Origin of the sequence: Marinomonas aquiplantarum (assembly GCF_003314975.1) — a bacterium.
GTDB lineage: Bacteria > Pseudomonadota > Gammaproteobacteria > Pseudomonadales > Marinomonadaceae > Marinomonas > Marinomonas aquiplantarum.
In genome coordinates, this window is sequence record NZ_QNRF01000012.1 from 1 (window position 1) to 24,326 (window position 24,326).

Consider the following 24,326-nt stretch of genomic DNA (forward strand, 5'->3'; position numbering starts at 1 on the left):
GGCCAAACAGTGCCATTGGTGGCATTCCACCTAAATGGCTTATGAAGGCAGCTTAGGCTCTACTTTTCACCCCTGTTAAAAATGGGGGGATTACATTTCTATCTAATGTGGCAATCTTTGCCATGTCATTTTGATCCAAAGTAATCTTAGGTGCGACAAAGTTAGTTTGCAGATTGATTCGCTTAGTTGATGACGGTATCGACATCATCCCTTGCTGTAACGACCATGCAATCGCCACTTGTGCTGGATGCGCCTGATGCTTGTCGGCAATGTCTTTCATCACAGGGTCCGCCAACACTTTACCGACAGCAAATGGCATATAACCTGTGATTTTAATATTTAAAGCATCAGCGGCCTTTCTAACTGCTTTGTTTTGCAAATATGGATGAACTTCTACCTGATTGGTATAAATACTGCCTTGCGGCAAGATTTCTGCAGCTTGCTGCATTTGTGCAACGGTGAAATTAGAAATACCAATTTCACGGGTTAATCCCATTTCTTTTGCTTTCAGTAGTTCTGCTAAATACTCTTCCATTTGCACGCCTTCAGGTGCTGCTGGCCAATGTATTAATAACAAATCAACATAGCTTAAACGTAACTTCTTTAGACTTTTATGAACGCTCTCTATAAAGCCTTCAACCGTTAAGCTGTCATTCCAAACTTTAGTCGTAATAAAGAGCTCATCGCGAGCAATACCACTCTCAGCAATGGCTTTACCCACCTGCTCTTCATTACCATAAATTTGAGCCGTGTCTATATGTCTAAAGCCTTCTTCAAGCGCCATTTTGACAGACAGATAGGCAACATCGCCTTCTAAACGAAAAATTCCCATACCTAACATCGGGGTATTCATAGCCACTCCTTGATTGTCTCTATGGTTGGCAGGTCATGGAATTGCCGTGTTATCAGACTTTATGACCCATCAAGCAAGAGCATCGGGCACACTAATTGAAGTATTGCCCAATACTCTGACGACCCCAAACGATAGAGAGATGATCCATGCGGTTTATTACCGACATTCAGCACTATCGGCTAGGATTAGCGCTTTTATCGAATACATCGCACCTAGACTTAAGCTATAAAAAAACGCATTTTGCTAGGCGCTCATTTCAAGTGAATTACTTCTTTGCGTACCAGAACCAGTAGATAACAAAAGCTACGGCAAGGATTCCTAAAAGGTTAATGAGCACGCTCAACCTCCTTTAATTGCTGCTTAATTACTCGTCTGAGTCTATTCGCATTTAATACGACTGTGACGGATGATAACGACATAGCTACACCAGCAATAATTGGGCTCAATAACCAACCTGTTATGGGATATAACAAGCCTGCCGCAACAGGTATTCCTAAGCTGTTATAGGTAAAAGCTCCCCAGAGGTTTTGTTTGATATTACGGATAGTAGCTTTACTCACTGAAATCACATCCACCAAGGCATTAAGGTTGTTATGCAGTAAGGTGACATCTGCACTTTCCATCGCCACGTCAGTTCCTTCTCCCATAGCAAAGCCTACATTTGCCTGTGCTAATGCCGGTGCATCATTAATACCATCGCCTATCATGCCGACAATATTCCCATTACGCTGTAGGGACTTAATCCATTTTAATTTGTCTTCGGGCATCAATTCTGCGTGATACTCATCTATGTTTAGTTGCGCGGCAACCTGTGATGCGTTGACTTTTTGATCGCCGGTCAGCATGATCAATTTTATGCCCATGCTCTTAAGGTTTTTTAGTGCGTTAGCAGCACTTTCTTGAATTGGATCTTGCAGCAAATAATGGCTAAGCAATGCGTCGCTCGAAAACAAGTAGACATGACTCCCTGCCTCCTCTGTATTTATTGAAGACGGAACAGATAGACCGGCTTGGCTAAGCAGTTTTTCATTACCGAGATAATACCAGTCATTTTTAAATCGTCCGCGAACTCCTAAACCAGGTAAGTTTTCATATTCACTCAATGCGATGTGATCAACTGAGGTTTTGTCTGTGGTTTGTTTTGAGTCTTGTTGATCAATGTATTCAAGCAAAGCTTGAGCTAACGGGTGGCTCACTTTACTTTCAAGGGCTTTAACCAAAGGATTAATTAATTCAGTTTGAGCGCGCTCATCAAAATAATCAACCTTGGTTACACTTGGCTTTCCTTGGGTAATGGTGCCTGTTTTATCGAAAACCAGGCAGTCAATATTACTTGCCACCTGTAATGCTTCACCGTTACGAATCAATCCCCCCATTTCGGCAGCTTTGCCAACACCAATCATAGTTGAAATTGGAGTCGCCAATCCAAGCGCACAAGGGCAAGCAATAATCAGCACGGATACAGCGGTTACCAACATATAGGAATAATCATGGGCATTGGCAAAGTTAAACCAAGCTAACGCAGTCAGTATGGCAATAATGATGACGCTGGGTACAAATATCGCCGAAACTTTATCTGCCAAATGGCTGATTGGCGGTTTTGAATTTTGTGCGCGACTGACCATATCGACTATCTTAGCCAATTGGGTTTGTTTCCCTGTTTTAAGTACTTTAATGACTAGGCTACCATTAGTATTAATAGTGCCGGCCTTAACCGAATCCCCTACGGCTTTGCGAACAGGAACGGATTCTCCCGTTAGCATGGCTTCATTCAAATAGGACTGCCCTTCTATCACGTCACCATCGACGGGGACTGCATCGCCGGAACGCAACCGAAGTAGATCACCCACATTTACATTTGCAACAGGGACTTGAACATCCTGCCCATCACGAACAAGTATGGCTTGTTTGGGTGCAAGGTCTAACAATTTCTGCAAGGCTTGGTTGGTTTTACTTCTTGCTTTCACCTCTAACGCTTGACCGAGATTAATTAGACCAATAATCATCACCGCGGCTTCAAAATACAAATGTCGAGTATTCGCTGGCAAAAAGTCTGGAAACAACACCACAAACATGGAATATAACCAAGCACTACCAGTGCCAATGGCAATTAACAGATCCATATTGGCGTGATGTGAGCGCACCGCTTTCCATGCGCTTATGAAATAATGCTTACCTGCAAAATACATGATAAGCGCGCATACAGAGCCAATTAACAACCAAACAAATTGTTCAGTGAGCGAGCTCACCTTCATGCTGCCACCTAATAGGCCATACAGCATAAGCGGCACACCAAAAGAAAGCCCCATAAAGGATGAAGTTATTTTCTGACGATATTCATTAGCATCCTTTGCTATTTTATTCTCTGCATTTTGTTGTGCGTCAGTTACTAACTCACCTTGATAGCCCACATCGCTTATCGCTGTTAATAACTCCTGATAACGAGCAGAACTGGTTACTTGCGCAAGATGGCTGGCAAAGTTCACCTCAACTTTTATGGTGCCATCCACTTTGGCTATCGCTGACTGAACGGTATTTACACAACCAGCACAGGTCATTCCCGAGATGGCAATTTGATAATCTACTGCTTGTTTTGTCTTTCCTTCAGAGGACGGCTTATCCAATTCTGCATCATTACTAGACGAGGAAGGATTGATTTCTTGGTTTAGTTTATTGGCACTTATGGCAAACCCTGCTTGCTCAACGGCATCCTGAATTTGCGTCAAATTTAAATCCGATAACACGTCTAAACGATTAGCTTTTGGTTCACCAATCACGTCGGCATTTGGGCTTTTTAATTGAATTTGTTCACGGATTTTTCGAACACAACCTTGGCAACTCATACCGTAAACAGACAAAGACACTTTATCTTTATTTACATCCGTCATGACATCCCTCCGGTGCGTTATCTTGTAGGGAAACGTTTTCCCAATCTTCTATTAAGCAACAAATAGAGTGACCATCTGGTACGCCGTCTGGCATGGATTCCCAAGCTGCCAATGCCGTTTCCATTTTTGCTAGGTGTGCTTGTAACTGTGCTATTTTGGCTTTTGTTTCCGGCACCTTTTGCTGCAGTAAATCTCTGACCATAGGGCAAGGCGAATCACCACAGTCAGATTGCTGTAGAATATTCTCCACTTGTTTAAGACTAAAGCCCAGCTCCGTTGCTTGGCGAATAAATTTCAACCTTTGTAAAGCCGTTTTGTCATAAAGCTGATAGTCATTGTCAGGATCCCGCTCAGCTGAAATTAAGCCTAAACGCGTGTAATGCCGAACCGTGTCTGCAGTGACTAGGGCTTTTCTTGCTATTTCACTGACTCGCATATCACACCTCCTTCTGAATTCATTCTAAAGAGTATAAAACCTATGAGTTACACATAGGTCAAATATCAAAGCAAAAAAAACCGATACACAAACTGCATATCGGTTTTAGACCTAAACGAAAGGCCATTTGGCGCTCTCAAGAATCTCGAAAAGTTTATTTAATGGAGTTTTAATTTCGGTTTCACTACCTTGCCTACCTTCTGTGCCGCCATAATGATGGTTGCTTTGAGCCAACCATGTATGGCTATCAAGTGTAAGCGGTAAAGAGACACATAGACAAACCGCGCTAAGCGACCTTCTATAAACATAGAACGATTACTCAGATTTCCCATCAAGCTACCCACTGTACTGTAGCGACTTAAGTTCACCAAAGAGCCATAATCTTTATAGGTGTATTCTTTTTGAGGCTCTCCTAAGAAGGATGCTTTGATGTTGGCAAAGACTAATGACGCCATCTGATGCGCTGATTGTGCTCTTGGCGGCACAAAAGAACCATCCGCTTGCTTACAGGCGCAACAATCACCAATAACATAAACGTTATCAAACTCTGTTGCTTGTAAGGTATTTCTTACTAATATTTGATTATTACGGGTAGTTTCGAAGCCTTCAATGTTTGCGACAAAATCTGGCGCTTTCACCCCTGCTGCCCAAATCATAAGATGAGCATCGATTGTTTCTTCTTCCGCTGTCTGGAAGCCACCATCAAAGGCGCGAACCACTCTTGTTTTCTCACTGATATGAACACCAAGATGCTGTAGCTCTTTACTGGCCAAACCAGCAATGCGCTCAGGTAAAGCCGGTAAAATGCGCTCACCTGCTTCAATTAATTGCACCTGAACACGTTTGCCAGACATCTCCGGCATTCCATAAGACTTCATTAAATCTGCAACATGAAACAACTCTGCGGACAATTCAACACCTGTTGCCCCACCACCAACAATCGCTAATTTTAGCTTAGACTCAGCACCTTCTTGATTCACTCGTAAGAATTGTTGTAGTAACGCTTGCTGAAAGCGCTCAGCTTGGCGATGAGAATCTAGAAAATAGCAATGTTCAGCGACACCTGGTGTTCCAAAGTCATTGCTCACACTACCAACGGCCATCACCAAAATATCGTAACTGACATGTCGTTCCGGTAAGACCTGATGACCTTTATCATCATCAATGGCTGCAAGGGTTAATACTCGCTCTTTTGGGTCAACATTAATTAGTGTGCCAAGTTGAAATTGATAATGATGTTTGGCAGCGTGGGCGCGATAGTTTAGACCATCATTGTTAATGTCTAACGAACCGGTCGCCACCTCATGAAGCAGGGGCTTCCATATGTGCGTCTGACTTCGGTCGATCAACACGACCTCTGCTTGGCGCTTTTTCCCAAATGCTTTACCGAGTTTGGTCACCAGCTCTAATCCGCCAGCACCACCACCAACAACCACAATCTTTTTCATATGTGCTCACCTATAAATGTTGAATTATCGGGAAAAGATTCTTAAAACCCTTTCCCGATAACACAATTCTCATTCAGCTAACTAACAGGCAACTAGGTTGCCCGTTGTGCTAATAATTTATCGAGCGTATTGGCAAATGCCATTCTATCTTGCTGACTAAAACTAGCAGGCCCACCTGTTTGCACTCCAGAGGAACGCATTTGTTCCATAAAGTCGCGCATATTTAGGCGTTGCTTGATGTTTTCTTTCGTATAAAGTTCACCGCGAGGGTTAATGGCTAAAGCCCCTTTATCAATCACTTCCGATGCCAATGGAATATCAGCGGTAACGACTAAATCATCTGGTGAGGCTTGCTCTACAATATAATTATCGGCAACATCAAAACCTGAGCTAACAACACGACGCTCAACCCATTTCGATGGTGGGATAGCAATGGCTTGGTTGGCCACTAATATGCATGGCACTTGAACTCGTTCAGCGGCACGAAATAATATATTTTTGATTACATTTGGACAGGCGTCCGCATCAACCCATAAACGCATAATAACCCCTTATATTGTGGAGCACATTATTAAACAGGCTGAGGTGTAAATCCAGTGACGAATATGAAACAAAACAAGGAGACTGCTGTCTCCTTGTTTTGTTTTACCCTGCTTATGTTACATATTAGGGTAGTTTGGACCGCCAGCTCCTTCAGGTGTTACCCAAGTGATATTTTGAGCGGGATCTTTAATATCACAAGTTTTGCAGTGAACGCAGTTTTGCGAATTAATTTGAAAGCGTGACTCGCCATCTGACTCAACCACTTCATACACACCTGCCGGACAATAACGCTGAGCAGGCTCATTGTATTTAGGCAAATTGTGATCTAATGGGATAGCAGCATCTTTCAACTTCAAGTGACAAGGCTGATCTTCTTCATGATTCGTATTAGAAAGAAACACAGAAGAAGGCTTATCAAAGCTTAATAAGCCATCTGGTTTCCGATATTCTGGCGCCGTGTGTTTGTCCGCTGTTTCAAGGCAAGCGTAATCTGGCGTCATATCATTGAATGTAAAAGGCAGGCTGCCCGAAAAGATATTTTGATCTAACCAGTTATAAGCACCACCCCAGAAAGTACCTAACTTATGCATAACAGGAACAAAGTTTCGTGCTTGCTGCAACTCTTTACCCAACCATGATGACGCAAGCGCCTCATCAAAATGAGCAAGCTCAGCCACGAAACTGTCTGCTTGCAATGCGTCATAAACAGTGTCAGCGGCTATCATGCCACTCTTCATGGCGGTATGAGTCCCTTTAATCTTAGCTGGGTTCAGGGTACCGGCATCACAACCGATAATAAGACCACCCGGGAAACTCAATTTTGGCAATGAAGACCAACCACCTTTAGCAATGGCTCGCGCTCCGTAAGAAACTCGTTTGGCCCCTTCTAAATGCTTTGCTATAACTGGATGATGTTTGTAACGCTGAAATTCATCATAAGGGCTTAGATGCGGATTCTTATAATTAAGGTCCACGATCAAACCGACCACCACTTGATTATTCTCAAGATGATAAAGGAAGCCACCACCGCCCGCTTCTTTGCCTAATGGCCAACCTGCTGTGTGAATTACTGTGCCAGGCTTACTCATTTCAGCAGGAACATCCCATAATTCTTTAATACCTAGACCGTAATGCTGTGGGGCTTTGCCTTCATCCAATTGGTATTGAGCAATAAGCTCTTTACCCAAATGACCGCGGCAACCTTCAGAGAAAATGGTGTATTTGGCTTTTAACAGCATTCCTGGCATATAGCTGTCTTTTTCCGTACCATCTTCCGCTATCCCCATATCTCCTGTGATAATGCCTTCAACCTTGCCCTCTTCATCATACGCCAATTGGGCAGCAGAGAACCCTGGAAAGACTTCCACCCCTAGGTTTTCAGCTTGTTCGGCTAACCAACGAGTAAGGTTGCCTAAGCTAATGATGTAATTACCTTCATTGTGAAGTGTTTTTGGCATCATCCAGCTGCTTAGTTGACGACCAGAAGTATCTGAACTTAACCAATGTAGCTCATCCACATTCACTTTGGTTTCAAGTGGTGCGCCCATTTCTTGCCAACCTGGAAACAATTCGGTCAAAGCTTTTGGGTCTACCACTGCGCCAGACAAAATATGCGCACCAATTTCTGAACCCTTTTCGACCAAACAAACGCTGATTTCTTTTTCATCAGCCTGAGCCTTTTGCATAATGCGGCACGCAGTGGAAAGACCTGCTGGGCCACCACCGACAATCACCACATCAAATTCCATTACTTCTCTATCTGTCATACTGCCTCCCAACAACGGCATTTTTATTGTTATTTCGCGATATTAACGCGCAAAGCTTGTTTCATTTAGTACTTCTACCGACTCGTGACCAGACTCAATGGCCTGATAGAAAGCACTTGCTCTTGGCAAAATATGATCACAATAAAAGACCACTGACTGACACCAAGATTGTTTTTGTTGATTGCCCATTTGCGCATCTTGCTGACTTGCCGCCAGGGCTTTGATTTGCAACCAAGCGCCAACGACATAACCCATTAACATCATATAAGCATAGGCGGAACCTGTACCTAACGTACTGTCTTTTTGCATTGCAGCTAAACAAAAATCGGTCGCTTGTTTAGCTTGTTCTAAGGCATTCTCTAATTTTTCTAGCGGCGCATTAAAATTGTCTGCTTTCCATTGGTCTAAATCAGCTCCCATCTCAGCCAACAAATCCTGCATAGCAGCGCCTTTATCGGCATAAAGTTTACGTCCAATCAAATCGATGGCCTGGATACCATTAGTGCCTTCATAAATCGGTAAGATTCGAGCGTCACGAGCATGTTGTGCGACCCCTGTTTCTTCAATGAAACCCATGCCACCATGTACTTGAATAGCTAAGGAAGTGATTTCTTGAGCTTGCTCAGTGATCCAGCCTTTTACGATTGGTGTGTAAAGTGCTGTTCTTGCAACCGCTTTTTGCTTCACCTCACCATCGGCAATATGGGAAAGATCATTCTCAACGGCTGCCACATAAACTAATGAGCGCATTGCGTCGATTTGCGACTTCATTGTCATCAACATGCGCAGTACATCTGGATGCTCGATAATAGCTGCTTTTCCAGAACGATCAGCTTTCATACCTTGTTTACGCTCTTTGGCATAAGCTAAAGCTTGCTGATAAGCGCGCTCTGCAATCGCCAGACCTTGCAATCCAACACCTTGGCGAGCATTGTTCATCATAGTGAACATGGCTTTTAGCCCCTGATGCTTTTCACCAACTAGGTAACCCAATGCCCCTTCGTTCTCACCAAAGCTCATCACACAAGTAGGTGATGCATGAATACCCAATTTATGTTCTACAGACACGACTTGCACGTCGTTGCGCTGTGAAGGCTCTCCCGCGTCATCTAACAAGAACTTCGGTGCTAAGAATAAAGAAATGCCTTTGACGCCCTCTGGCGCGTCAGGTAGACGAGCTAACACCAAATGAATGATGTTATCGCTCATTTGGTGATCACCCCATGTAATGTAGATTTTTTGGCCTTTAATACGGTAAGCATCACCATCTGGTATCGCTTTACAAGCAATAGCCGCAAGATCAGAGCCAGCAGATGGCTCAGTCAGGTTCATGGTGCCGGCCCACTCACCACTAAGCATTTTGGGGAGGTATTGCGACTTTAATTCATCACTGGCGTGATGACTGATGGCTTCGATCGCCCCGTGACTTAATAGAGGACAAAGAGAAAAAGCTAAGTTCGCAGATTGCACGCCTTCGTTTACGGCCGTAGCAATGAAGGATGGTAGCCCTTGACCACCGTATTCTGGATCACCAGATAAGCCAACCCAGCCGCCATCGGTATAGGCTTTGAAAGCTTCTTTAAAACCTTTCGCTTCAATTACTTCACCATTCTCAACTCTTGAACCTTCACTGTCACCACTGGCATTAATTGGCGCAATAACTTGTTCAGAAAGTTTTCCGGCTTCGCCTAAAATGGCTTCAAGCAGTTCTTGATCAACAGGCTCTTCTAGATAAGGCGACAACTTGTTGATGTCGGCAATTGAAAGTAGGCTAAATAAAATGTCATTTACAGGATATTGGTAGTCGCTCATTTTTTTATTCTCCGGTATAGGTTATCCGAGCGGATATATACCTATAGAATGGAAAAAGAACGACGATTCCTCAATAACATTTCAAACCTATATTTCTAACAAATACATTCACAATGTTATTAAGGTATTACTCAGACCTTGTTATCAGGGCGTTTCATATCCTTACCGAACTTTAAATATTCCTCACTTTTTCGGTATTCACCAGGTGTCATGCCTGTCCATTTCTTAAATGAACGGAAAAAAGCACTGGGTTCATCAAAGCCCATCAAGGCAGCAATATCATTAATGCTTAACTGAGGCGCATTCATGTAGGTAATCGCCGCCTCCTTACGACACTCATCTTTGATCTGTTGATAAGAGGTTTTTTCATCATTTAATCGGCGGCGCAAAGTAGAAACACTCATGTTTAGACCGCTGGCCACTTCTTCCGCACTTGGCATCTCTCGAGAAAAGTCTTTCCCTAACATTGCCATCACCTGCGACTTCAAACTGTTGTCATTCTCAACCATCACCAATAACTGATATGGTGCGGTTTTTAAAAAACCTCTGAGACTGTCTTCGGTTTGGACAATAGGCATATCAAGATAACTGGCAGGAAACACCAGTGCGTTAGCATGCTGATTAAACTTTACTTCTGATTGGAACAAGGTTTTGTAGTATTCCACATCGTCAGGGCGTTCATTAGTAAAATACGCGGCTTTAAGATTTAAACGACGACCGATTAGCCAGCAAATGAAATGATGCCACATGGACAGGGTTGTTCTCAGCTGTTCATTAGATTCGGCCAAAACCAAGCTGTCGATGTCTTCATCAGATGAACTTAACGGCCCAAAAGTCACCATAGCAAAGCGACCTTTTTTGATCAGTACAGGTTTGACGGTTGGACCACGACAAATTTCATAAAAATCACTACAACGATAAAGTGCATGTGCCAAGCTGCGTGCATGAATGATACACAAACACATCATGCGAAAAGTCCCATTTGGAATCTTCCCACCACTTAGCATACCGAACGACTCATCCTGCATTAACCACATGATTTTTTGGTATAACATACCAAATCGATAAGCAGAGAAAGAATCACTCTGCTCCAGCTCTTCAGCGGTAATTTCTAAGCTTTCTAGCACTGCTTCTCGATCGAGCCCCTGTTTCTCTACTGCTTTTAGAAGATAGCGAACACTCGACATGGGAACGGAAGCTTTCAATGTTGTCACCTTAATCAATTAAAATTTAATCAATACAAATCAGAAACTTGGAGCATAAAAAAAGGCTGCAAGGCAGCCTTTCTAATTCTACATACTTTTGCTTAATTTTCTTCTGTAAATGCAGACAAAAGTTCATCTACAGACAAATCTTCGCGATCAGACTGGACAGATTCAGACACCTTAGTAGGCTCTGACGGCTTTTCTGCCTCAGGCTTAACAAACACAAAACGACGAGGGCGAGTTGCTGGAACCGCCTCTTCTTTTTCTGGTAAAAGCCCTAGACGCTCTAATTTCTTATGAGCTTGATCTTTACGCTGCTTTGATTTCTTTGTTGCAAAACGGCGGACAGAAGATGCCTTACGAGCTTTATTTTGCTCTTTCATCATCTCTTTTGAGCCAGTTTTACCTAACTTTCCACGCATTGAACGTGATTTTTTTACACGAGCCATAATTTCCTCTCTTTAACGCGCGCATTGTAACAGCGATTAAAGTCTAGGTCATCAAGGGGATTAGCAACTTCCTTTAAAAGTGCTATGGCCAACTTTACGGTGTTTCCCCATCTCGCCAGCCAGCTGACGTATGGCTTTTTTATCATTTTCCGCCAACGCCACATTCAAATCCTCTAAGGTTTTAATTGTGCTATCGATCAACTCGACATATTGCTCTGTCTGTTGAGCCAAAGCCTCACCTTCTAAGCCATCCATTTCAAACTGATGTGGATGAGTATTACGAGATTTCTGAAATGAGACAATCAACTGATCAACATACTCTGTTGCGGTATCAAAGTCACCAGACTTCACAGCCGATGACATTTGACGCATGTCACTTTTGATGTCCTGCATATAACCATGCAAATTTGTATCACCACATGAACCATGTGCCACACTGACAGACGATAACGTCGCCAATAAGATTGCCCCGGCAAGCAAACTTTTTTTCATAAAAACACCCTTTCAATAGTCACTGTAATTTGGTTTCCACCTTTCCCACACTATTAAAATAGCATTTTCAAAGTAAAAAGCACTAGAGAATCAGAGCAGATTTTCATTTTACCGCTAAGCTTGCCAGTGGTGGCATCGTTAATGGATACTAGAGGGAATTATAGATTAAGAGATGAATCCATGTATCTGGTCAAATGCTTATGCGCCTTTTTAATTCTATTAAGTGCAACACAAGCCTATGCAGAATGTCCTGATTGGGATTCCAGAGCCGCCGCAGATAAAGCCGCCGAGAAATACGTCTCAGGAAAAGCCTTTAAACGCGCCATGGTACTGAAAAAACATTTACCCAGTAAACGTAAAGAGGTCGCCAGCTATATCTATGTTAAAGCGGACGACCTCTACTATACGGTGTTTTCTTTGATTAATTCAAAGTGCAAAGCGCAAATAATAAAACGCACAAATGGTAAGCACTAAGCTTTTTTCGTGTTTTCCTCTGCATTTTCTTCGTCTTCGCCCTCTTCCTCTTCTTCGTCCTCGCCAAGCTTGGCAATTTCTTCCAAACGCTGGATGACTTTGTAAGATAAAGTCCCCTCAGAGTACTCACCATTTTCATCTGGAACACCCGGCTCAATACCGGTTAACAGGTGCAATGCTTCATCAGCGGACTCAATTGCATATATGTGGAACAAACCTGCCTTGACTGCCTCAATAATGTCATCATTTAACATCAAGTTATTGGCATTTGACTTGGGAATAATTACCCCTTGTTTGCCCGTTAATTCCCGTGCTTGACAGACGTTAAAGAAACCTTCAATTTTTTCATTCACACCACCAATTGCTTGCACTTCCCCGTATTGGTTCAATGAACCTGTGATGGCCAAATCTTGGCGTAACGGCACCTGAATGAGTGCAGATAAAAGGCAGCATAATTCAGCCGTTGACGCACTGTCTCCATCCACATAACCATAGCTTTGCTCCATGGCAATAGAAGCTGAGATTTCAAGCGGGAAACGCTGGGCGTACTTGTTACCTAAGTAACCAGATAGAATCAACACGCCTTTGGAGTGAATATTCTGACCAAGGTTAGACTCGCGCTCAATATCGATAATACCTTTACCACCAGGATAAACGGTCGTAGAAATACGTGCTGGGGCACCAAAGCTACTGTCACCTATCTGCATCACGGTTAAGCCATTGATTTTCCCTACAGCATAACCATCACTTTCCAGTAACACTGTGCCTTCGATGATTTCTTCGATGATCTTCTCACTAACACGGCCTGTACGATGCTTCTTGGCTTTCAATGCTCGCTGAATGTGATCGGCATTAATTTCTTCATCCTTGGCCATTTGACGAACAAAATCTGCCTCGCCAAGCAACTCAAAAACATCACCAATTTTCGCCGCCATTTCGCGTTGATGCTCCGCAAGACGGCTACTGTATTCAATCAATGCTGCCACACCATCACGAGTAACGTTAGCGTATTCCTCTTTATCTACCCGGTCTTTCATTAAACGAGCAAACGCGTACTCTGAATCTTTAGTGCGCTTTAAACTGTCATCAAAGTCCACAAGTACACGGAACATTTCTTGGAAATCTGGATCAGCGTCTTGCAGTAAGTAATAAATATCTCTTGCCCCAATCAACACCACTTTAACCTGCAAAGGCAAATCTTGTGGCGTTAAGGTAGTAGTATTCATCAGTCCCATGTCTGAATAAGGGTGCTCAATCTTTAGCGTCTTACTCTTCAGAGCTCGCTTTAAAGCTTCCCATAAATAATGATCCGTTAGCAATTTTTCAGCATCTAAGATCAAATACCCACCATTCGCGGCGTGCAAACTGCCAGAGCGAATAAGGCGATAACTAGTCACCAACATACCTTGATCACTGCTGTGTTCAACTTGACCAAATAAATTACGGTAAGTTGGGTGCGGCTCATAAATCACTGGCTGCCCACCGTCTTTTTCGTTTGTCACCGCAATATTAGGCAGATACAAATCTTCGTACATTTGTCGACGTCCCACTTCATCACGATTTTCAGAAGCTTTATCGTCTGCCATTTGATCAATAATAGTTTTGTCGAGATCCGCACGCAGAGCAGTAAGATACTCCATAACTTGCTCGTGCTCTTTGTAGGTGTCTAGTAGCGGCTGCATTAAGGGATCAAGCGCTTCTTTCACCGTATCTAAATTTAACTGACGCAATAAGTCATAGGTTTCGCGCTTCCATTGAGGCAAACCTAGTAGTTCTTCGTTAAGTAGGCCTTCTAATGTCGAAACACCTTCCTGAAAAGCGTCACGCTCTTCATCAGTCAACGCGGCAAATTCATTTTCTTCCAGCGCCTTTCCTTCTTTCATCGGCGCAAAACTGACCGATGATGCATCACGGAACATGGCGACACCAATTTTGCCTGACACTCGTTCAACCCGATTAATCGCCGCTTCGTATTTATCATTAAACGCGCGATCTATAATGCTCTTTTGCTGTTGGTAAGTCGGGTTTTCAAAAGCCGCAGGAAAAGTCGCCATTAAACCGTCAATTAAGCCGCGAATTTCTTTTTCAAACTCAGACGCCATATCCGGCGCAAATTCAATGGCTTTAGGGCGATAGCTTTCTGTGAAGTTATTCACGTATACCCATTCCGTTGGTGCAGGTCGACGCTTGGCTTCACTTTTCAAATAGCTCATCACATAAGATGAACGACCGGTTCCAGAATCCCCCATTGCGTAGATATTGTAACCAGGGCGCTGCATAGCCACACCAAACTGAATCGCCTCTACGGCACGCTCTTGGCCTAGAATGCCGCTCAGGGGCTCAATGTCTTTTAGGGTTTTAAAAGGTAAGTGATCTGTTGGTACTTTTGCAGCAAGCGCTTGGTAAGGTAAAGCAGTAACCATATTGGACATCAATGAGCTTCCTTATGAGATAACAAGCAATAGCTAACTTGTCATGCCTGGGGTCTGTAAATGATAAATAGGTAAGACTAACACTCAGTTGAGTGACAGTCCCACAAAAATACTAAACGCTAAGAACTAAGTGCTCATTCATGGGCACTCTGTTAAAGACGCGATGGAAGTTTGCCGCCGTAGCTTCTAATAGCTCTTCATAACGAATGCCTTTTAAATCGGCGACATATTGAGCTACCTCGGCGACATATTTCGGCTCATTTTTCTTACCACGGTATGGTACGGGGGCAAGGTAAGGTGAATCTGTTTCCACAATCAAAGATTCAAGCGGCAATTTTTGCACTGTTTCTTTTAAATCTTGTGCTGTTTTAAAGGTCACAATGCCTGAGATGGAAATCAGGTAATTTTCATCAACGGCGGCTTTAGCCATCTCGTAATCTTCCGTAAAGCAATGCAGGACACCCGCAGAATTAGAGTTTCCATGCTGTCGAATCAAGGATAAGGTATCTTGTTTTGCTTCACGTGTATGCACAATAACTGGCAAACCAAGCTGACCAGCAGCGATCAAATGATGTTTAAAACTGTCTTGCTGCGCCAGGTGAATCTCGCTAGATTTTTCATAAAAATAATCTAACCCTGTTTCACCGATAGCCACCACTTTAGGATGCTTAGCCAGTTCAAGCAGACGTTGAGGGTCAGCCAATAGTCCCTCAGTTTGCAATGGATGCACACCACAACTGGCAAAAACACCATCACGCTGGGTAAAAGCCAGAATCGTGTCGATTTTATCGAGGTCGACTGAAATGCTCAGAAGTTGGCGTACGCCCTGTTGGTAAGCCGCATCAATCGCAAGGTCTAAATTATTATCGTAAGGCGCCAAATCTAACATGTCTAAATGGCAATGGGTGTCGATCAACATACAAGAGTTACCACTGATTTAATTCGTTTGTTAATTGCATAATGGGGTTTAAATTTGTTTTTTGTAGGGCCAATTTCAAATTTTGTATTGCCTGATAGCGATCCATTAAGGCTCGAATGCCAATTCGACGAATAAGATTGGCGTAGACCGCCTCCAGTGAAGGGTGCAAGGGGGCACCTGCAGAATGACACAGTGATTGATGAAGAATGGCGGCTAAACCATTGCAATAATCTTCGATATTTTGACTATCTAGTCCTTTTAGCAACTCTGCCACCTTCATTTCTTGCTGTAGCAACTGATTCACTTTATCTGGCAAACTTAAAAACAATTCCGTTTTTTGGTTTTTTTCAATCGACAACAAGCGAAAAGGTTGAGTCGTTAACCAAAATAAGCGACTCAAATTGGCTTCTGGGTTGTATTGTGCAAGCCAAGCATCCACCTGAGTAATATTAGGCGTCGGCACATTCACCAATAAACAGCGACTACGAATAGTCGGTAATAAACTGGTTGATTGTGAACTCGTTAACAAAAAGAAAGTGCGATCAGATGGTTCTTCTAACGCTTTAAGCACAGCGTTCGCAGCATTAACGTTCATTGATTGAGCATGACTAATCAGCACCACTTTGGTTTGACCGACTTGTGGTTTCTGTGTGATTTTTTGCACTAGGTTGCGAATTTGGTCAACCTTGATTGTGCCCGATTCACCATCTAGCACCCGAAAATCTGGGTGCGTATCTGCCGCCATTAATTGGCAAGAATGACATTGACCACACGCCGCCGCTTGCTGAGATTCGCACATTAAATCTTTCGCCATCGCAAACGCCAAAGACTCTTGCCCAACACCATCAGCGCCAGTAATCAGTAGCGCATGAGATAAATCCCCAGACGCCTTGAGACGCTGAATGTGTTGCTGACTTTGTTGCAACCAAGGTGCAATTGACATCTTTACTTCCCTGAAGTCCAATTTGACTGTAAACGATCGAGTTCAGCTTTAATCTGTTGTTTTACAGATTCAATATCTTGACTTGCATCGATAATGGACACTCGCTTGGGTTCTGCCTCGGCACGCTCTAGAAAACCTTGTCTCACTTTCTCGTGGAAATTAAACGATTCTTTATCTAATCTATCTTGCTGCTGACGTTGCACCACTCGCTGCTGACCAATTTCCACAGAAACATCTAACAGCAAAGTCGCATCAGGCTGACAATCAGAGACAACCCATTGAGCCAATTGATCGATGATGGCAAAGGATCCACCTCGAGCATTTCCTTGGTAAACATAAGATGAGTCCAAGAAACGATCACTGATCACCCAAATGCCCTGATCAAGCGCTGGCCGAATTTTTTCCGCAATATGTTGAGCCCGTGCCGCAAAGACCAGCAGTAACTCTGCCATATCACTGACAGATTCCTCTCTTGCTTGCAAAATTAAATTACGGATATCTTCTGCTAAAGGCGTCCCACCAGGCTCACGCGTCATAAGGTATGGTATAGAATGCGCATCAAGCCATTGCTTAATTGATTCGATGGCAGTTGACTTGCCGCTGCCTTCGCCACCCTCAAGGGTAATAAATTTTCCTTTCATGGCATTCACCTTCTACTGCGTGATTTCGGGCGTGGAGCGATAATCATCGCGACGCTTATACTGATATTTTCTAACGGCCCGATTATGCTCTTTTAAGGTATTAGAAAAGGCATGCGAACCATCCCCTTTAGCGACAAAGTAAAGTGCCTTGGTTTGGCCCGGGTTCAGTGCGGCCGCTATGGCTTCACGTCCAACATTGGCAATGGGCGTCGGCGGCAAACCATAAACACGATAGGTATTGTAAGGCGATTTTGACTGTAACCCTTTGCGTGTCAAATTGCCTGTAAATTCATCGCCTAAACCATAAATCACAGTTGGATCAGTTTGTAATCGCATACGTTTTTGTAAACGGCTGATGAAGACTCTAGCGATCAAAGGACGCTCTGCCGGTACGGCCGTTTCCTTTTCAATTATGGATGCCATAATCAAAGCCTCATAAGAGGTTTTATAAGGTACCCCCTCCGCCTTGTTCTGCCATAGTACGTCTAACGTATTCACTAACAAACCGTTCGCATGCTTTAAAATACTCACATCCGTGTCACCATCGTGATATCGATAGGTATTAGCAAAGAAACGACCTTCTGGATGAGCAACTTTAAGCGCCAATTTTTCGGCGATTTCTTCGTCTGATAAACCCAGCAAAGTCATTTTGATATTGCCTTTGGCTTTCATTGCCAATAGATAATCCCGCGTCGTTTTACCTTCTAACAGGGTGATATCGTAAGATATGGATTCGCCTGAATCGAATAAAGACATTACCTGTATTAAATTCATACTGGGATCAAGCGCATACTTCCCCACTTTAGGTACCCAAGCTGGTTTTAACTTGGCCACAACACGAGTTAGATAAGGCTGTTCAATGAGACCGTCTGAATGCAAGCGGTGCCCCAAACTGTAAGCACTGTCACCTTTTACGACCTCAAACGTAGTGGGTCCAGATAAGGCGATTGGGGAGGTTACCTGTATATAAAGATAGCCAGCACATAAGGCCAACAAGGTAATTATGAGAAACACTGCTCGGTAGAACCATTTAATGTATGCCATGCATTTCCTTAGCTTGCATCAAAGATTGTAATTTTTTAGTCTTCGGACCGATCGCAAAGGTTTGACGATCAATCCGAACAACAGGAACGATTTTCATTAAACTGTTCGCCATAAACACTTCATCCGCTGCCAGCAAGTGGTTCGCGGTGAAGCTCTCTATCAAGGTCGTTTGTGTTGCCATTTCAGCCAGGATTGCCTGTCTGTATGTCCCTTCCACTCCAGCATGATCTAAAGCAGGGGTACATAGACAACCACCTTTAAACCAAAAGACATTGCTCTGTATGCCTTCGATAACATTACCCTGAGAATCCAACATGATGGCTTCAAAATCATTAAGCGCCAAATGTTGTTTGGCGATCACATGCTCAAGTCGATTGAGGTGTTTAATGCCAGCTAAATACGGATTCGCATTAACGGGTATAGGCGACAGCGACACCCCAACCCCTTGACGGCTTTCAGCTTGATAGTCAGGAAACGGTAAAATACCGATTATGATGGTGTGCGTTACCGTTTGGGGCGGCTGATAACCTCGTCCACCCTGTCCACGAGTCACTATTATTTTCACAACAGCATCGCTATCAAGGTAATCAGGCAAAATGGTATGTAAAAAATAAGATAACTGTTCTTTTTGCTCAGCATCAAAGGGCATTAAGAGCTTTTCTAGGCCTTTGTACAAGCGAGCTAAATGAGAGGATAAACGTATGAAGCCATTTTGATTAGCATGCATGGTTTCAAACACACCGTCACCATAGGCTAATCCACGATCAGCAGGTGCAATTGAAGTGTCTAATGTATAATTAACAAACCAAGTCATGGCTAATAAGCTCAAATTAAAGTCAGCTATGATAGCGCAAAAAAGAATGGCGTCCCATAGGGGGTTCGAACCCCTGTTACTGCCGTGAAAGGGCAGTGTCCTAGGCCTCTAGACGAATGGGACATATTTTGAAATGGAGCGGGAAACGAGGCTCGAACTCGCGACCCCAACCTTGGCAAGGTTGTGCTCTACCACTGAGCTATTCCCGCAATACTATTTAATTGTGACCGCCCTGCTATCAATCAGCAAAGTGGTTAAAATTAGTGGCGTCCCATAGGGGGTTCGAACCCCTGTTACCGCCGTGAAAGGGCGGTGTCCTAGGCCTCTAGACGAATGGGACACAGTCTAAACACTCTCATTTTATAATTTGCTATCAATTACAAGTCATGACACCAAATCTAAATAAGAATGGCGTCCCATAGGGGGTTCGAACCCCTGTTACCGCCGTGAAAGGGCGGTGTCCTAGGCCTCTAGACGAATGGGACACAATACACTTTTACGAAAGTGCGAAACTGGAGCGGGAAACGAGGCTCGAACTCGCGACCCCAACCTTGGCAAGGTTGTGCTCTACCACTGAGCTATTCCCGCAAAACTCTATTTTCTTCTATCACCACCCTGCTCTCGCAAGCAACATGGTTAAAATTAGTGGCGTCCCATAGGGGGTTCGAACCCCTGTTACCGCCGTGAAAGGGCGGTGTCCTAGGCCTCTAGACGAATGGGACACAATACACTTTTACGAAAGTGCGAAACTGGAGCGGGAAACGAGGCTCGAACTCGCGACCCCAACCTTGGCAAGGTTGTGCTCTACCACTGAGCTATTCCCGCAAAAAAACTTATCACCCACTACTTTTACCGTTAGACTATGTTGCAATCAATTTAAGATTGGCGTCCCATAGGGGGTTCGAACCCCTGTTACCGCCGTGAAAGGGCGGTGTCCTAGGCCTCTAGACGAATGGGACTAAAACATAATCTTGCTGTGTGAGCGGGTGCGTATATTACTGTTACTAATCTTAAAATCAACAGTTTTTTTCATTAATTTAAGCGACTTAGAGAAAAACCTCTTTCTAAATCAATATTAACGGAGCTCTTATGCGAAACAAATCCATCATTCTCGCCCTATCCATATCAACACTACTTTTAGCTGGCTGTTCAACAACGCACTATATTAGTGTTGAACCTAAAGCCGCTGTCGAGAACACCAACCTAACAAATGAGCGAGTCATTAAGGTCTCTACTAGTACAAAAATAACCAATAGCATTGGCTCTATTAAAACTGGTCTAAATGAACGTGCTGACATTTATACAACAAATGACGTAAAAGAAAGTGTAAGAGAGAGTGTCGTTACCGGTTTACGTCAACTCGGCTTTACCCCAGACCAAGGCGTTTTGCCTGCAGCCGATTTACAAATCCATATCACTAAAATGAGCTACACAACCAAAGTTGATGCTCTTAAAACCGTGGCGACAATGGATTTTGAACTTAATGTCGTATTAGCTGCTAAAGGCCAAACCTACAAAGCCAACTTCGGCTCTCAGAAAGTTCGTGAGTATGGCACCATGCCTTATCAATCCAGTATCCAAGAAGATATGAATGAGCTGGCGAGCCAAACCGTTACTCGTTTGTTAGCCGATCCGAACATTATTAGCCTATTAAAATGAATAAAAAAAGGACAAGTCAGTCGACTTGCCCTATTCCATTCAAACCGCCATCAATACGTCATTCCTTATCTTTAAAAGACAAAGACGCGGAATTAACACAATAACGTAGTCCGGTCGGCTGCGGACCATCTTCAAAGACATGCCCCAAGTGTGCATCACACTGACGACAAATAATCTCAGTACGCTGCATCATCCAAGAAACATCTGTCTTTTCTTCAATGTTCGACATATTAGCATCATAAAAACTTGGCCAACCGGAACCAGAGTCATATTTGGTATCTGAATGAAACAAAAGCGCGCCACAACAACGACAATGATACTCACCTGGCTCATAAAATTTTTCGTATTTCCCAGTAAACGCTCGCTCTGTGCCTTTTTTACGTACAATATTAAATACGTCTTCTGGCAACTCTTGCTGCCACTCGTCTTCCGATTTCACAATTTTTTCCTCGTTAACTGACTCAGCCATCTTGAATGCTCCCAAGTTAGGTGTAAAGTTACTCATTTCGCCCAGCTTTATGTAAGGACAATTTGGTGCAAATTCGTAAATCAAATAAACTCGCCAACATCTGTTATGAAATCCGTGGACCCGTTCTTAAAGAAGCCATGCGCATGGAAGAAGAAGGTCAACGCATTCTAAAACTTAACATTGGCAATCCCGCGCCATTTGGCTTTGAAGCTCCGGATGAAATTTTAGTCGACGTCATCCGCAACCTACCCACGTCACAGGGCTACTGTGAATCCAAAGGGCTTTTTTCCGCTCGTAAAGCCGTCATGCAAAAGTACCAAGCTATGGGCATTAAGTCCGCTGACGTCAATCACGTATGGATGGGGAACGGCGTCAGTGAGTTAATTGTGATGGCCATGCAAGCTCTACTTAATGATGGCGATGAAATTTTAATTCCTGCACCGGACTATCCACTATGGACAGCTGCCGCGACGCTGTCTGGCGGCTATGTTAGACACTATATGTGCGACCCAGGTTCCGGATGGCAGCCTGATATTAATGATATACGTGCGAAAATCTCAAATAAGACCAAAGCCATTGTCATTATTAACCCGAACAATCCTACAGGGGCAGTGTATGAAAAAAGCCTGATACAGGCTATTGTCGATTTAGCGGATGAACATAATTTACTTATTTTCTCCGATGAAATTTATGACAAGATCCTTTATGACGAGGCACAACACATACCCACAGCCACATTAACAGAAGGCCGCATTCCTTGTGTCACTTTTGGCGGCTTATCCAAAGTATATCGAACCGCAGGCTTTCGCTCGGGCTGGATGACCATCACCGGTGATCGCAGCAAGATTTCGGATTACATTGATGGTTTAGACATCCTCAGCTCTATGCGGCTCTGCGCCAACGTCCCAGCACAACATGCGGTCCAAACGGCTCTTGGCGGCTATCAGAGCATCAATGAACTGATTGTTCCGGGAGGCCGATTATATGAGCAACGTCAGGTAGCCTTTGATGTGCTAGATTCAATTCCAGGTGTTAATTGCCATAAACCTCAAGGGGCAATGTATCTGTTCCCACAGCTAGACCCTAAGGTCTACCAGATACAAAACGACATGGATTTAGTTCTGCAGTTTTTGCAAGAAGAAAAAGTACTCATCGTTCAAGGCACAGGCTTTAATTGGCCAACCCCAGATCATGTGCGCTTTGTCTTCCTGCCTCATATAGAAGAACTCACTCCCGCTATGGAGCGATTCGCCGCTTTCTTGCATAGATTGAGACGCTAAAATCCTTAATTTGGCATCTTGAAATAATCCCTTAAAACCCTACTATGCTCCTTACCAGTCTTTCTAGGAGCATAGTAAAATGCGTATCATTCTTTTCCTTTTAACAAACCTTGCTGTCATGGTCGTGGCAGGCATAGTGTTAAGCTTATTAGGTGTTAACGGCTATATGACCAGCAATGGCCTGAACTTTAGCAATTTGCTGATTTTCTGCGCCGTATTCGGTTTTGCCGGAAGCCTTATCTCGTTGCTTTTGTCTAAATTCATGGCTAAGCGTGGATCAGGTGCAGTAGTTATCGAACAACCACGCAACCATAAAGAGGTCTGGCTGTTAGATACCGTCAAGGAGCTGTCTGATAACGCCGGCATCCGCATGCCAGAAGTCGCCGTCTTCCCATCTCATGATGCCAACGCTTTTACGACAGGTTGGAATAAAAACGATGCTTTAGTTGCTGTTTCTAGCGGCATGCTAGACCGCTTTCCGCCAGATGAAATTAAAGCCGTACTCGGTCATGAGATTGGCCACGTGGCGAACGGCGATATGGTCACGCTTTCTCTAATACAGGGCGTGGTAAATACGTTTGTCATGTTCTTTGCCCGCATTGCCGCCTACGCAGTTGATCAGTTTCTTCGCAAAGACGACAACGAAGGTTCGGTTGGTTGGGGGTACTACATTACAACTTTCGTTTTTGAGATTTTATTTGGCATCTTGGCTTCCATGATCGTAATGTGGTTTTCACGTTTTCGTGAGTTCCGTGCCGATGAAGCTGGAGCAAAACTTGCTGGCAAAGGCGCTATGATCGCGGCCTTAGCACGTTTACAGCAGGAACACGAAGAAACCCACATGCCAGACTCTATGATGGCTTTTGGCATCCGCCAAGGCAAGAGACCGACGCTAGGTGAACTGTTTTCAAGCCATCCTCCAATTCGGGATCGAATTGACGCATTACAAAAACTTTAACCCTCATAGCACAAAGACAAAAATGCCAGCAAAATTGCTGGCATTTTTTTGTGATACTGATGGACCTATTGTCGTTATTTTTTCTTTAACGTGTCTAATATATAGGCCATAAGTGGAATTCCGTTCTCCTTAGAGAGGTTAACAAATCGTATACCGTAGACGTAAAAATATTCCGCCCCCATTCGGGTAAGAAATTCATTATCCACCATATTCGCCTGAACTTGTTCGAGCATCTGAATCTCTTGTGAGCGAATTTCACAATCCAATTTCAGCAGCTGAGAATAAGGTCCGACTTTGACACTGCACGCCATTTTCATAGTCTGACTGACAGCACCAAAATCTTCTTTTGAAATAAGTTTAGCTCCGCCATAACTTAAATCGGTGATAATCGCAGAAGAAGCGGCAGGAATCGAAGTCTCGCTATCGTCCCCTTCAATATTACTAATCAGCCGCGTTTCAACTCGAACGGCTTGCCTTACTTCTGACGCTTCAACATAACTTGGATAGGCAATGTGCAGATGAGCAGCCGGCTCCAGATAACTCTTTGCTACCTTACTGGAAAACGCACACACATGAGTGCTTAGCATTAATCGTATATTCACAACCTGACTGTCACGAACCAGGATATTTTTACCATTTAATTTTGGACAAGATAGAATCAAAGAAACGCCTGGGAGATTCCCTAACACTTTCACCATATGACGACCTGGTGGTGAAATAAATTCTAACTGCACACTCGTACCAATGGGCACGTCAAGGTCGCCTAAATCAACCTGCATTACTCCAGCCATGCTTTACCTT

23 protein-coding genes and 8 tRNA genes are annotated in these 24,326 nt (G+C 43.7%); 5 read left to right on the forward strand and 26 right to left on the reverse strand.

Translation table 11 applies throughout. The annotated features are described in order from the left end of the window. Positions 1-52: 52 nt before the first annotated feature. Positions 53-853 (reverse strand): 2,5-didehydrogluconate reductase DkgB, encoded by an 801-nt coding sequence (gene dkgB, locus DFP76_RS16180; protein ID WP_113875615.1) that lies wholly within the window; start codon positions 851-853, stop codon positions 53-55. A gap of 25 nt (positions 854-878) precedes the next feature. On the opposite strand from dkgB, the gene DFP76_RS18405 reads away from it, so the two are divergent. Further along, positions 879-1,082 (forward strand): LysR substrate-binding domain-containing protein, encoded by a 204-nt coding sequence (locus DFP76_RS18405; RefSeq protein ID WP_425451762.1) that lies wholly within the window; start codon positions 879-881, stop codon positions 1,080-1,082. 97 nt (positions 1,083-1,179) lie between these two features. On the opposite strand, the gene DFP76_RS16190 is transcribed toward DFP76_RS18405, so the two are convergent. The 9 genes from DFP76_RS16190 to DFP76_RS16230 all read right to left on the reverse strand — a co-directional run bounded on the left by DFP76_RS16190 (position 1,180) and on the right by DFP76_RS16230 (position 11,892). Then, a complete protein-coding gene (locus DFP76_RS16190; RefSeq protein ID WP_113875617.1) occupies positions 1,180-3,741 on the reverse strand; it encodes a heavy metal translocating P-type ATPase in 2,562 nt (853 codons plus the stop codon). Continuing rightward, on the reverse strand, positions 3,725-4,177 hold the full coding sequence (locus DFP76_RS16195; protein ID WP_113875618.1) for a MerR family transcriptional regulator: 453 nt from the start codon (positions 4,175-4,177) through the stop codon (positions 3,725-3,727). Before DFP76_RS16195 ends, DFP76_RS16190 begins: the two co-directional genes overlap by 17 nt. A 158-nt stretch (positions 4,178-4,335) precedes the next feature. Continuing rightward, entirely contained in the window at positions 4,336-5,625 is a 1,290-nt protein-coding gene (locus DFP76_RS16200) for an NAD(P)/FAD-dependent oxidoreductase (RefSeq protein WP_113875619.1), read from the reverse strand. A gap of 92 nt (positions 5,626-5,717) precedes the next feature. Beyond that, positions 5,718-6,167, reverse strand: a complete 450-nt coding sequence (locus tag DFP76_RS16205) for a YaiI/YqxD family protein (protein ID WP_013796216.1) — start codon at positions 6,165-6,167, stop codon at positions 5,718-5,720. Between the two features lie 117 nt (positions 6,168-6,284). Continuing rightward, the gene (locus DFP76_RS16210; RefSeq protein ID WP_113875620.1) at positions 6,285-7,934 is read right to left on the reverse strand and encodes an electron transfer flavoprotein-ubiquinone oxidoreductase; all 1,650 of its coding nucleotides are present in this window, start codon (positions 7,932-7,934) and stop codon (positions 6,285-6,287) included. 42 nt (positions 7,935-7,976) lie between these two features. Continuing rightward, positions 7,977-9,746 (reverse strand): acyl-CoA dehydrogenase family protein, encoded by a 1,770-nt coding sequence (locus DFP76_RS16215; protein WP_113875621.1) that lies wholly within the window; start codon positions 9,744-9,746, stop codon positions 7,977-7,979. Positions 9,747-9,877: 131 nt separating this feature from the next. Continuing rightward, positions 9,878-10,951 carry an AraC family transcriptional regulator gene (locus DFP76_RS16220; RefSeq protein WP_113875622.1) on the reverse strand — a complete coding sequence of 358 codons (1,074 nt, stop codon included), beginning with the start codon at positions 10,949-10,951 and terminating at the stop codon, positions 9,878-9,880. A gap of 101 nt (positions 10,952-11,052) precedes the next feature. Beyond that, positions 11,053-11,400, reverse strand: coding sequence for a hypothetical protein (locus tag DFP76_RS16225; RefSeq protein WP_113875623.1), 348 nt, complete (start codon positions 11,398-11,400; stop codon positions 11,053-11,055). Positions 11,401-11,460: 60 nt separating this feature from the next. Further along, positions 11,461-11,892, reverse strand: coding sequence for a cytochrome b562 (locus tag DFP76_RS16230; protein WP_113875624.1), 432 nt, complete (start codon positions 11,890-11,892; stop codon positions 11,461-11,463). A 180-nt stretch (positions 11,893-12,072) separates the two neighbouring features. Here DFP76_RS16230 and DFP76_RS16235 point away from each other — a divergent pair, with 180 nt between their 5' ends. Then, positions 12,073-12,366 (forward strand): hypothetical protein, encoded by a 294-nt coding sequence (locus DFP76_RS16235; RefSeq protein ID WP_113875625.1) that lies wholly within the window; start codon positions 12,073-12,075, stop codon positions 12,364-12,366. Here the strand turns inward: DFP76_RS16235 and DFP76_RS16240 are convergent. The 14 genes from DFP76_RS16240 to DFP76_RS16305 form a co-directional block, all read right to left on the reverse strand. Further along, positions 12,363-14,798 (reverse strand): Lon protease family protein, encoded by a 2,436-nt coding sequence (locus DFP76_RS16240; protein ID WP_113875626.1) that lies wholly within the window; start codon positions 14,796-14,798, stop codon positions 12,363-12,365. The genes DFP76_RS16235 and DFP76_RS16240 overlap by 4 nt on opposite strands. A 112-nt stretch (positions 14,799-14,910) precedes the next feature. Beyond that, entirely contained in the window at positions 14,911-15,717 is an 807-nt protein-coding gene (locus tag DFP76_RS16245) for a TatD family hydrolase (protein ID WP_113875627.1), read from the reverse strand. Between the two features lie 7 nt (positions 15,718-15,724). Further along, positions 15,725-16,660, reverse strand: a complete 936-nt coding sequence (holB, locus tag DFP76_RS16250) for a DNA polymerase III subunit delta' (protein WP_113875628.1) — start codon at positions 16,658-16,660, stop codon at positions 15,725-15,727. A 2-nt stretch (positions 16,661-16,662) separates the two neighbouring features. Next, positions 16,663-17,301 carry a dTMP kinase gene (gene tmk, locus DFP76_RS16255; RefSeq protein WP_113875629.1) on the reverse strand — a complete coding sequence of 213 codons (639 nt, stop codon included), beginning with the start codon at positions 17,299-17,301 and terminating at the stop codon, positions 16,663-16,665. Between the two features lie 12 nt (positions 17,302-17,313). Continuing rightward, a complete protein-coding gene (mltG, locus tag DFP76_RS16260; RefSeq protein ID WP_113875630.1) occupies positions 17,314-18,345 on the reverse strand; it encodes an endolytic transglycosylase MltG in 1,032 nt (343 codons plus the stop codon). Next, the gene (gene pabC, locus DFP76_RS16265; protein WP_113875631.1) at positions 18,332-19,159 is read right to left on the reverse strand and encodes an aminodeoxychorismate lyase; all 828 of its coding nucleotides are present in this window, start codon (positions 19,157-19,159) and stop codon (positions 18,332-18,334) included. Before pabC ends, mltG begins: the two co-directional genes overlap by 14 nt. A 47-nt stretch (positions 19,160-19,206) precedes the next feature. Beyond that, positions 19,207-19,282, reverse strand: a tRNA-Glu gene (locus tag DFP76_RS16270). Between the two features lie 11 nt (positions 19,283-19,293). After that, positions 19,294-19,368: transfer RNA gene (locus DFP76_RS16275), tRNA-Gly, on the reverse strand. Between the two features lie 55 nt (positions 19,369-19,423). Beyond that, positions 19,424-19,499 (reverse strand) — tRNA-Glu (locus tag DFP76_RS16280). Positions 19,500-19,568: 69 nt separating this feature from the next. After that, positions 19,569-19,644 (reverse strand) — tRNA-Glu (locus tag DFP76_RS16285). A 28-nt stretch (positions 19,645-19,672) separates the two neighbouring features. Continuing rightward, positions 19,673-19,747 (reverse strand) — tRNA-Gly (locus DFP76_RS16290). A gap of 58 nt (positions 19,748-19,805) precedes the next feature. Continuing rightward, positions 19,806-19,881 (reverse strand) — tRNA-Glu (locus tag DFP76_RS16295). Positions 19,882-19,909: 28 nt separating this feature from the next. Then, positions 19,910-19,984, reverse strand: a tRNA-Gly gene (locus tag DFP76_RS16300). Positions 19,985-20,042: 58 nt separating this feature from the next. After that, positions 20,043-20,118, reverse strand: a tRNA-Glu gene (locus DFP76_RS16305). Between the two features lie 130 nt (positions 20,119-20,248). On the opposite strand from DFP76_RS16305, the gene DFP76_RS16310 reads away from it, so the two are divergent. After that, a complete protein-coding gene (locus DFP76_RS16310) occupies positions 20,249-20,818 on the forward strand; it encodes a YajG family lipoprotein (RefSeq protein WP_113875632.1) in 570 nt (189 codons plus the stop codon). A 58-nt stretch (positions 20,819-20,876) separates the two neighbouring features. On the opposite strand, the gene msrB is transcribed toward DFP76_RS16310, so the two are convergent. Then, a complete protein-coding gene (gene msrB / locus DFP76_RS16315) occupies positions 20,877-21,287 on the reverse strand; it encodes a peptide-methionine (R)-S-oxide reductase MsrB (protein WP_113875633.1) in 411 nt (136 codons plus the stop codon). Between the two features lie 65 nt (positions 21,288-21,352). On the opposite strand from msrB, the gene DFP76_RS16320 reads away from it, so the two are divergent. Then, on the forward strand, positions 21,353-22,567 hold the full coding sequence (locus DFP76_RS16320; protein WP_113875634.1) for a pyridoxal phosphate-dependent aminotransferase: 1,215 nt from the start codon (positions 21,353-21,355) through the stop codon (positions 22,565-22,567). 79 nt (positions 22,568-22,646) lie between these two features. Beyond that, the gene (gene htpX, locus DFP76_RS16325) at positions 22,647-23,525 is read left to right on the forward strand and encodes a protease HtpX (protein WP_113875635.1); all 879 of its coding nucleotides are present in this window, start codon (positions 22,647-22,649) and stop codon (positions 23,523-23,525) included. 74 nt (positions 23,526-23,599) lie between these two features. Here the strand turns inward: htpX and DFP76_RS16330 are convergent, their stop codons facing one another. Then, on the reverse strand, positions 23,600-24,316 hold the full coding sequence (locus tag DFP76_RS16330) for a flagellar brake protein (protein ID WP_113875636.1): 717 nt from the start codon (positions 24,314-24,316) through the stop codon (positions 23,600-23,602). Between the last annotated feature and the right edge of the window lie 10 nt (positions 24,317-24,326).

What these genes read in the sequence shown, in the direction of transcription:
- dkgB (WP_113875615.1), bottom strand. Translation starts at nt 853, where the DNA reads ATGAATACCCCGATGTTAGGTATGGGAATTTTTCGTTTAGAAGGCGAT.
- DFP76_RS16190 (WP_113875617.1), bottom strand. Translation starts at nt 3,741, where the DNA reads ATGACGGATGTAAATAAAGATAAAGTGTCTTTGTCTGTTTACGGTATG.
- DFP76_RS16195 (WP_113875618.1), bottom strand. Translation starts at nt 4,177, where the DNA reads ATGCGAGTCAGTGAAATAGCAAGAAAAGCCCTAGTCACTGCAGACACG.
- DFP76_RS16200 (WP_113875619.1), bottom strand. Translation starts at nt 5,625, where the DNA reads ATGAAAAAGATTGTGGTTGTTGGTGGTGGTGCTGGCGGATTAGAGCTG.
- DFP76_RS16205 (WP_013796216.1), bottom strand. Translation starts at nt 6,167, where the DNA reads ATGCGTTTATGGGTTGATGCGGACGCCTGTCCAAATGTAATCAAAAAT.
- DFP76_RS16210 (WP_113875620.1), bottom strand. Translation starts at nt 7,934, where the DNA reads ATGACAGATAGAGAAGTAATGGAATTTGATGTGGTGATTGTCGGTGGT.
- DFP76_RS16215 (WP_113875621.1), bottom strand. Translation starts at nt 9,746, where the DNA reads ATGAGCGACTACCAATATCCTGTAAATGACATTTTATTTAGCCTACTT.
- DFP76_RS16225 (WP_113875623.1), bottom strand. Translation starts at nt 11,400, where the DNA reads ATGGCTCGTGTAAAAAAATCACGTTCAATGCGTGGAAAGTTAGGTAAA.
- DFP76_RS16230 (WP_113875624.1), bottom strand. Translation starts at nt 11,892, where the DNA reads ATGAAAAAAAGTTTGCTTGCCGGGGCAATCTTATTGGCGACGTTATCG.
- DFP76_RS16235 (WP_113875625.1), top strand. Translation starts at nt 12,073, where the DNA reads ATGTATCTGGTCAAATGCTTATGCGCCTTTTTAATTCTATTAAGTGCA.
- DFP76_RS16240 (WP_113875626.1), bottom strand. Translation starts at nt 14,798, where the DNA reads ATGTCCAATATGGTTACTGCTTTACCTTACCAAGCGCTTGCTGCAAAA.
- DFP76_RS16245 (WP_113875627.1), bottom strand. Translation starts at nt 15,717, where the DNA reads ATGTTGATCGACACCCATTGCCATTTAGACATGTTAGATTTGGCGCCT.
- holB (WP_113875628.1), bottom strand. Translation starts at nt 16,660, where the DNA reads ATGTCAATTGCACCTTGGTTGCAACAAAGTCAGCAACACATTCAGCGT.
- tmk (WP_113875629.1), bottom strand. Translation starts at nt 17,301, where the DNA reads ATGAAAGGAAAATTTATTACCCTTGAGGGTGGCGAAGGCAGCGGCAAG.
- mltG (WP_113875630.1), bottom strand. Translation starts at nt 18,345, where the DNA reads ATGGCATACATTAAATGGTTCTACCGAGCAGTGTTTCTCATAATTACC.
- pabC (WP_113875631.1), bottom strand. Translation starts at nt 19,159, where the DNA reads ATGACTTGGTTTGTTAATTATACATTAGACACTTCAATTGCACCTGCT.
- DFP76_RS16310 (WP_113875632.1), top strand. Translation starts at nt 20,249, where the DNA reads ATGCGAAACAAATCCATCATTCTCGCCCTATCCATATCAACACTACTT.
- msrB (WP_113875633.1), bottom strand. Translation starts at nt 21,287, where the DNA reads ATGGCTGAGTCAGTTAACGAGGAAAAAATTGTGAAATCGGAAGACGAG.
- htpX (WP_113875635.1), top strand. Translation starts at nt 22,647, where the DNA reads ATGCGTATCATTCTTTTCCTTTTAACAAACCTTGCTGTCATGGTCGTG.
- DFP76_RS16330 (WP_113875636.1), bottom strand. Translation starts at nt 24,316, where the DNA reads ATGGCTGGAGTAATGCAGGTTGATTTAGGCGACCTTGACGTGCCCATT.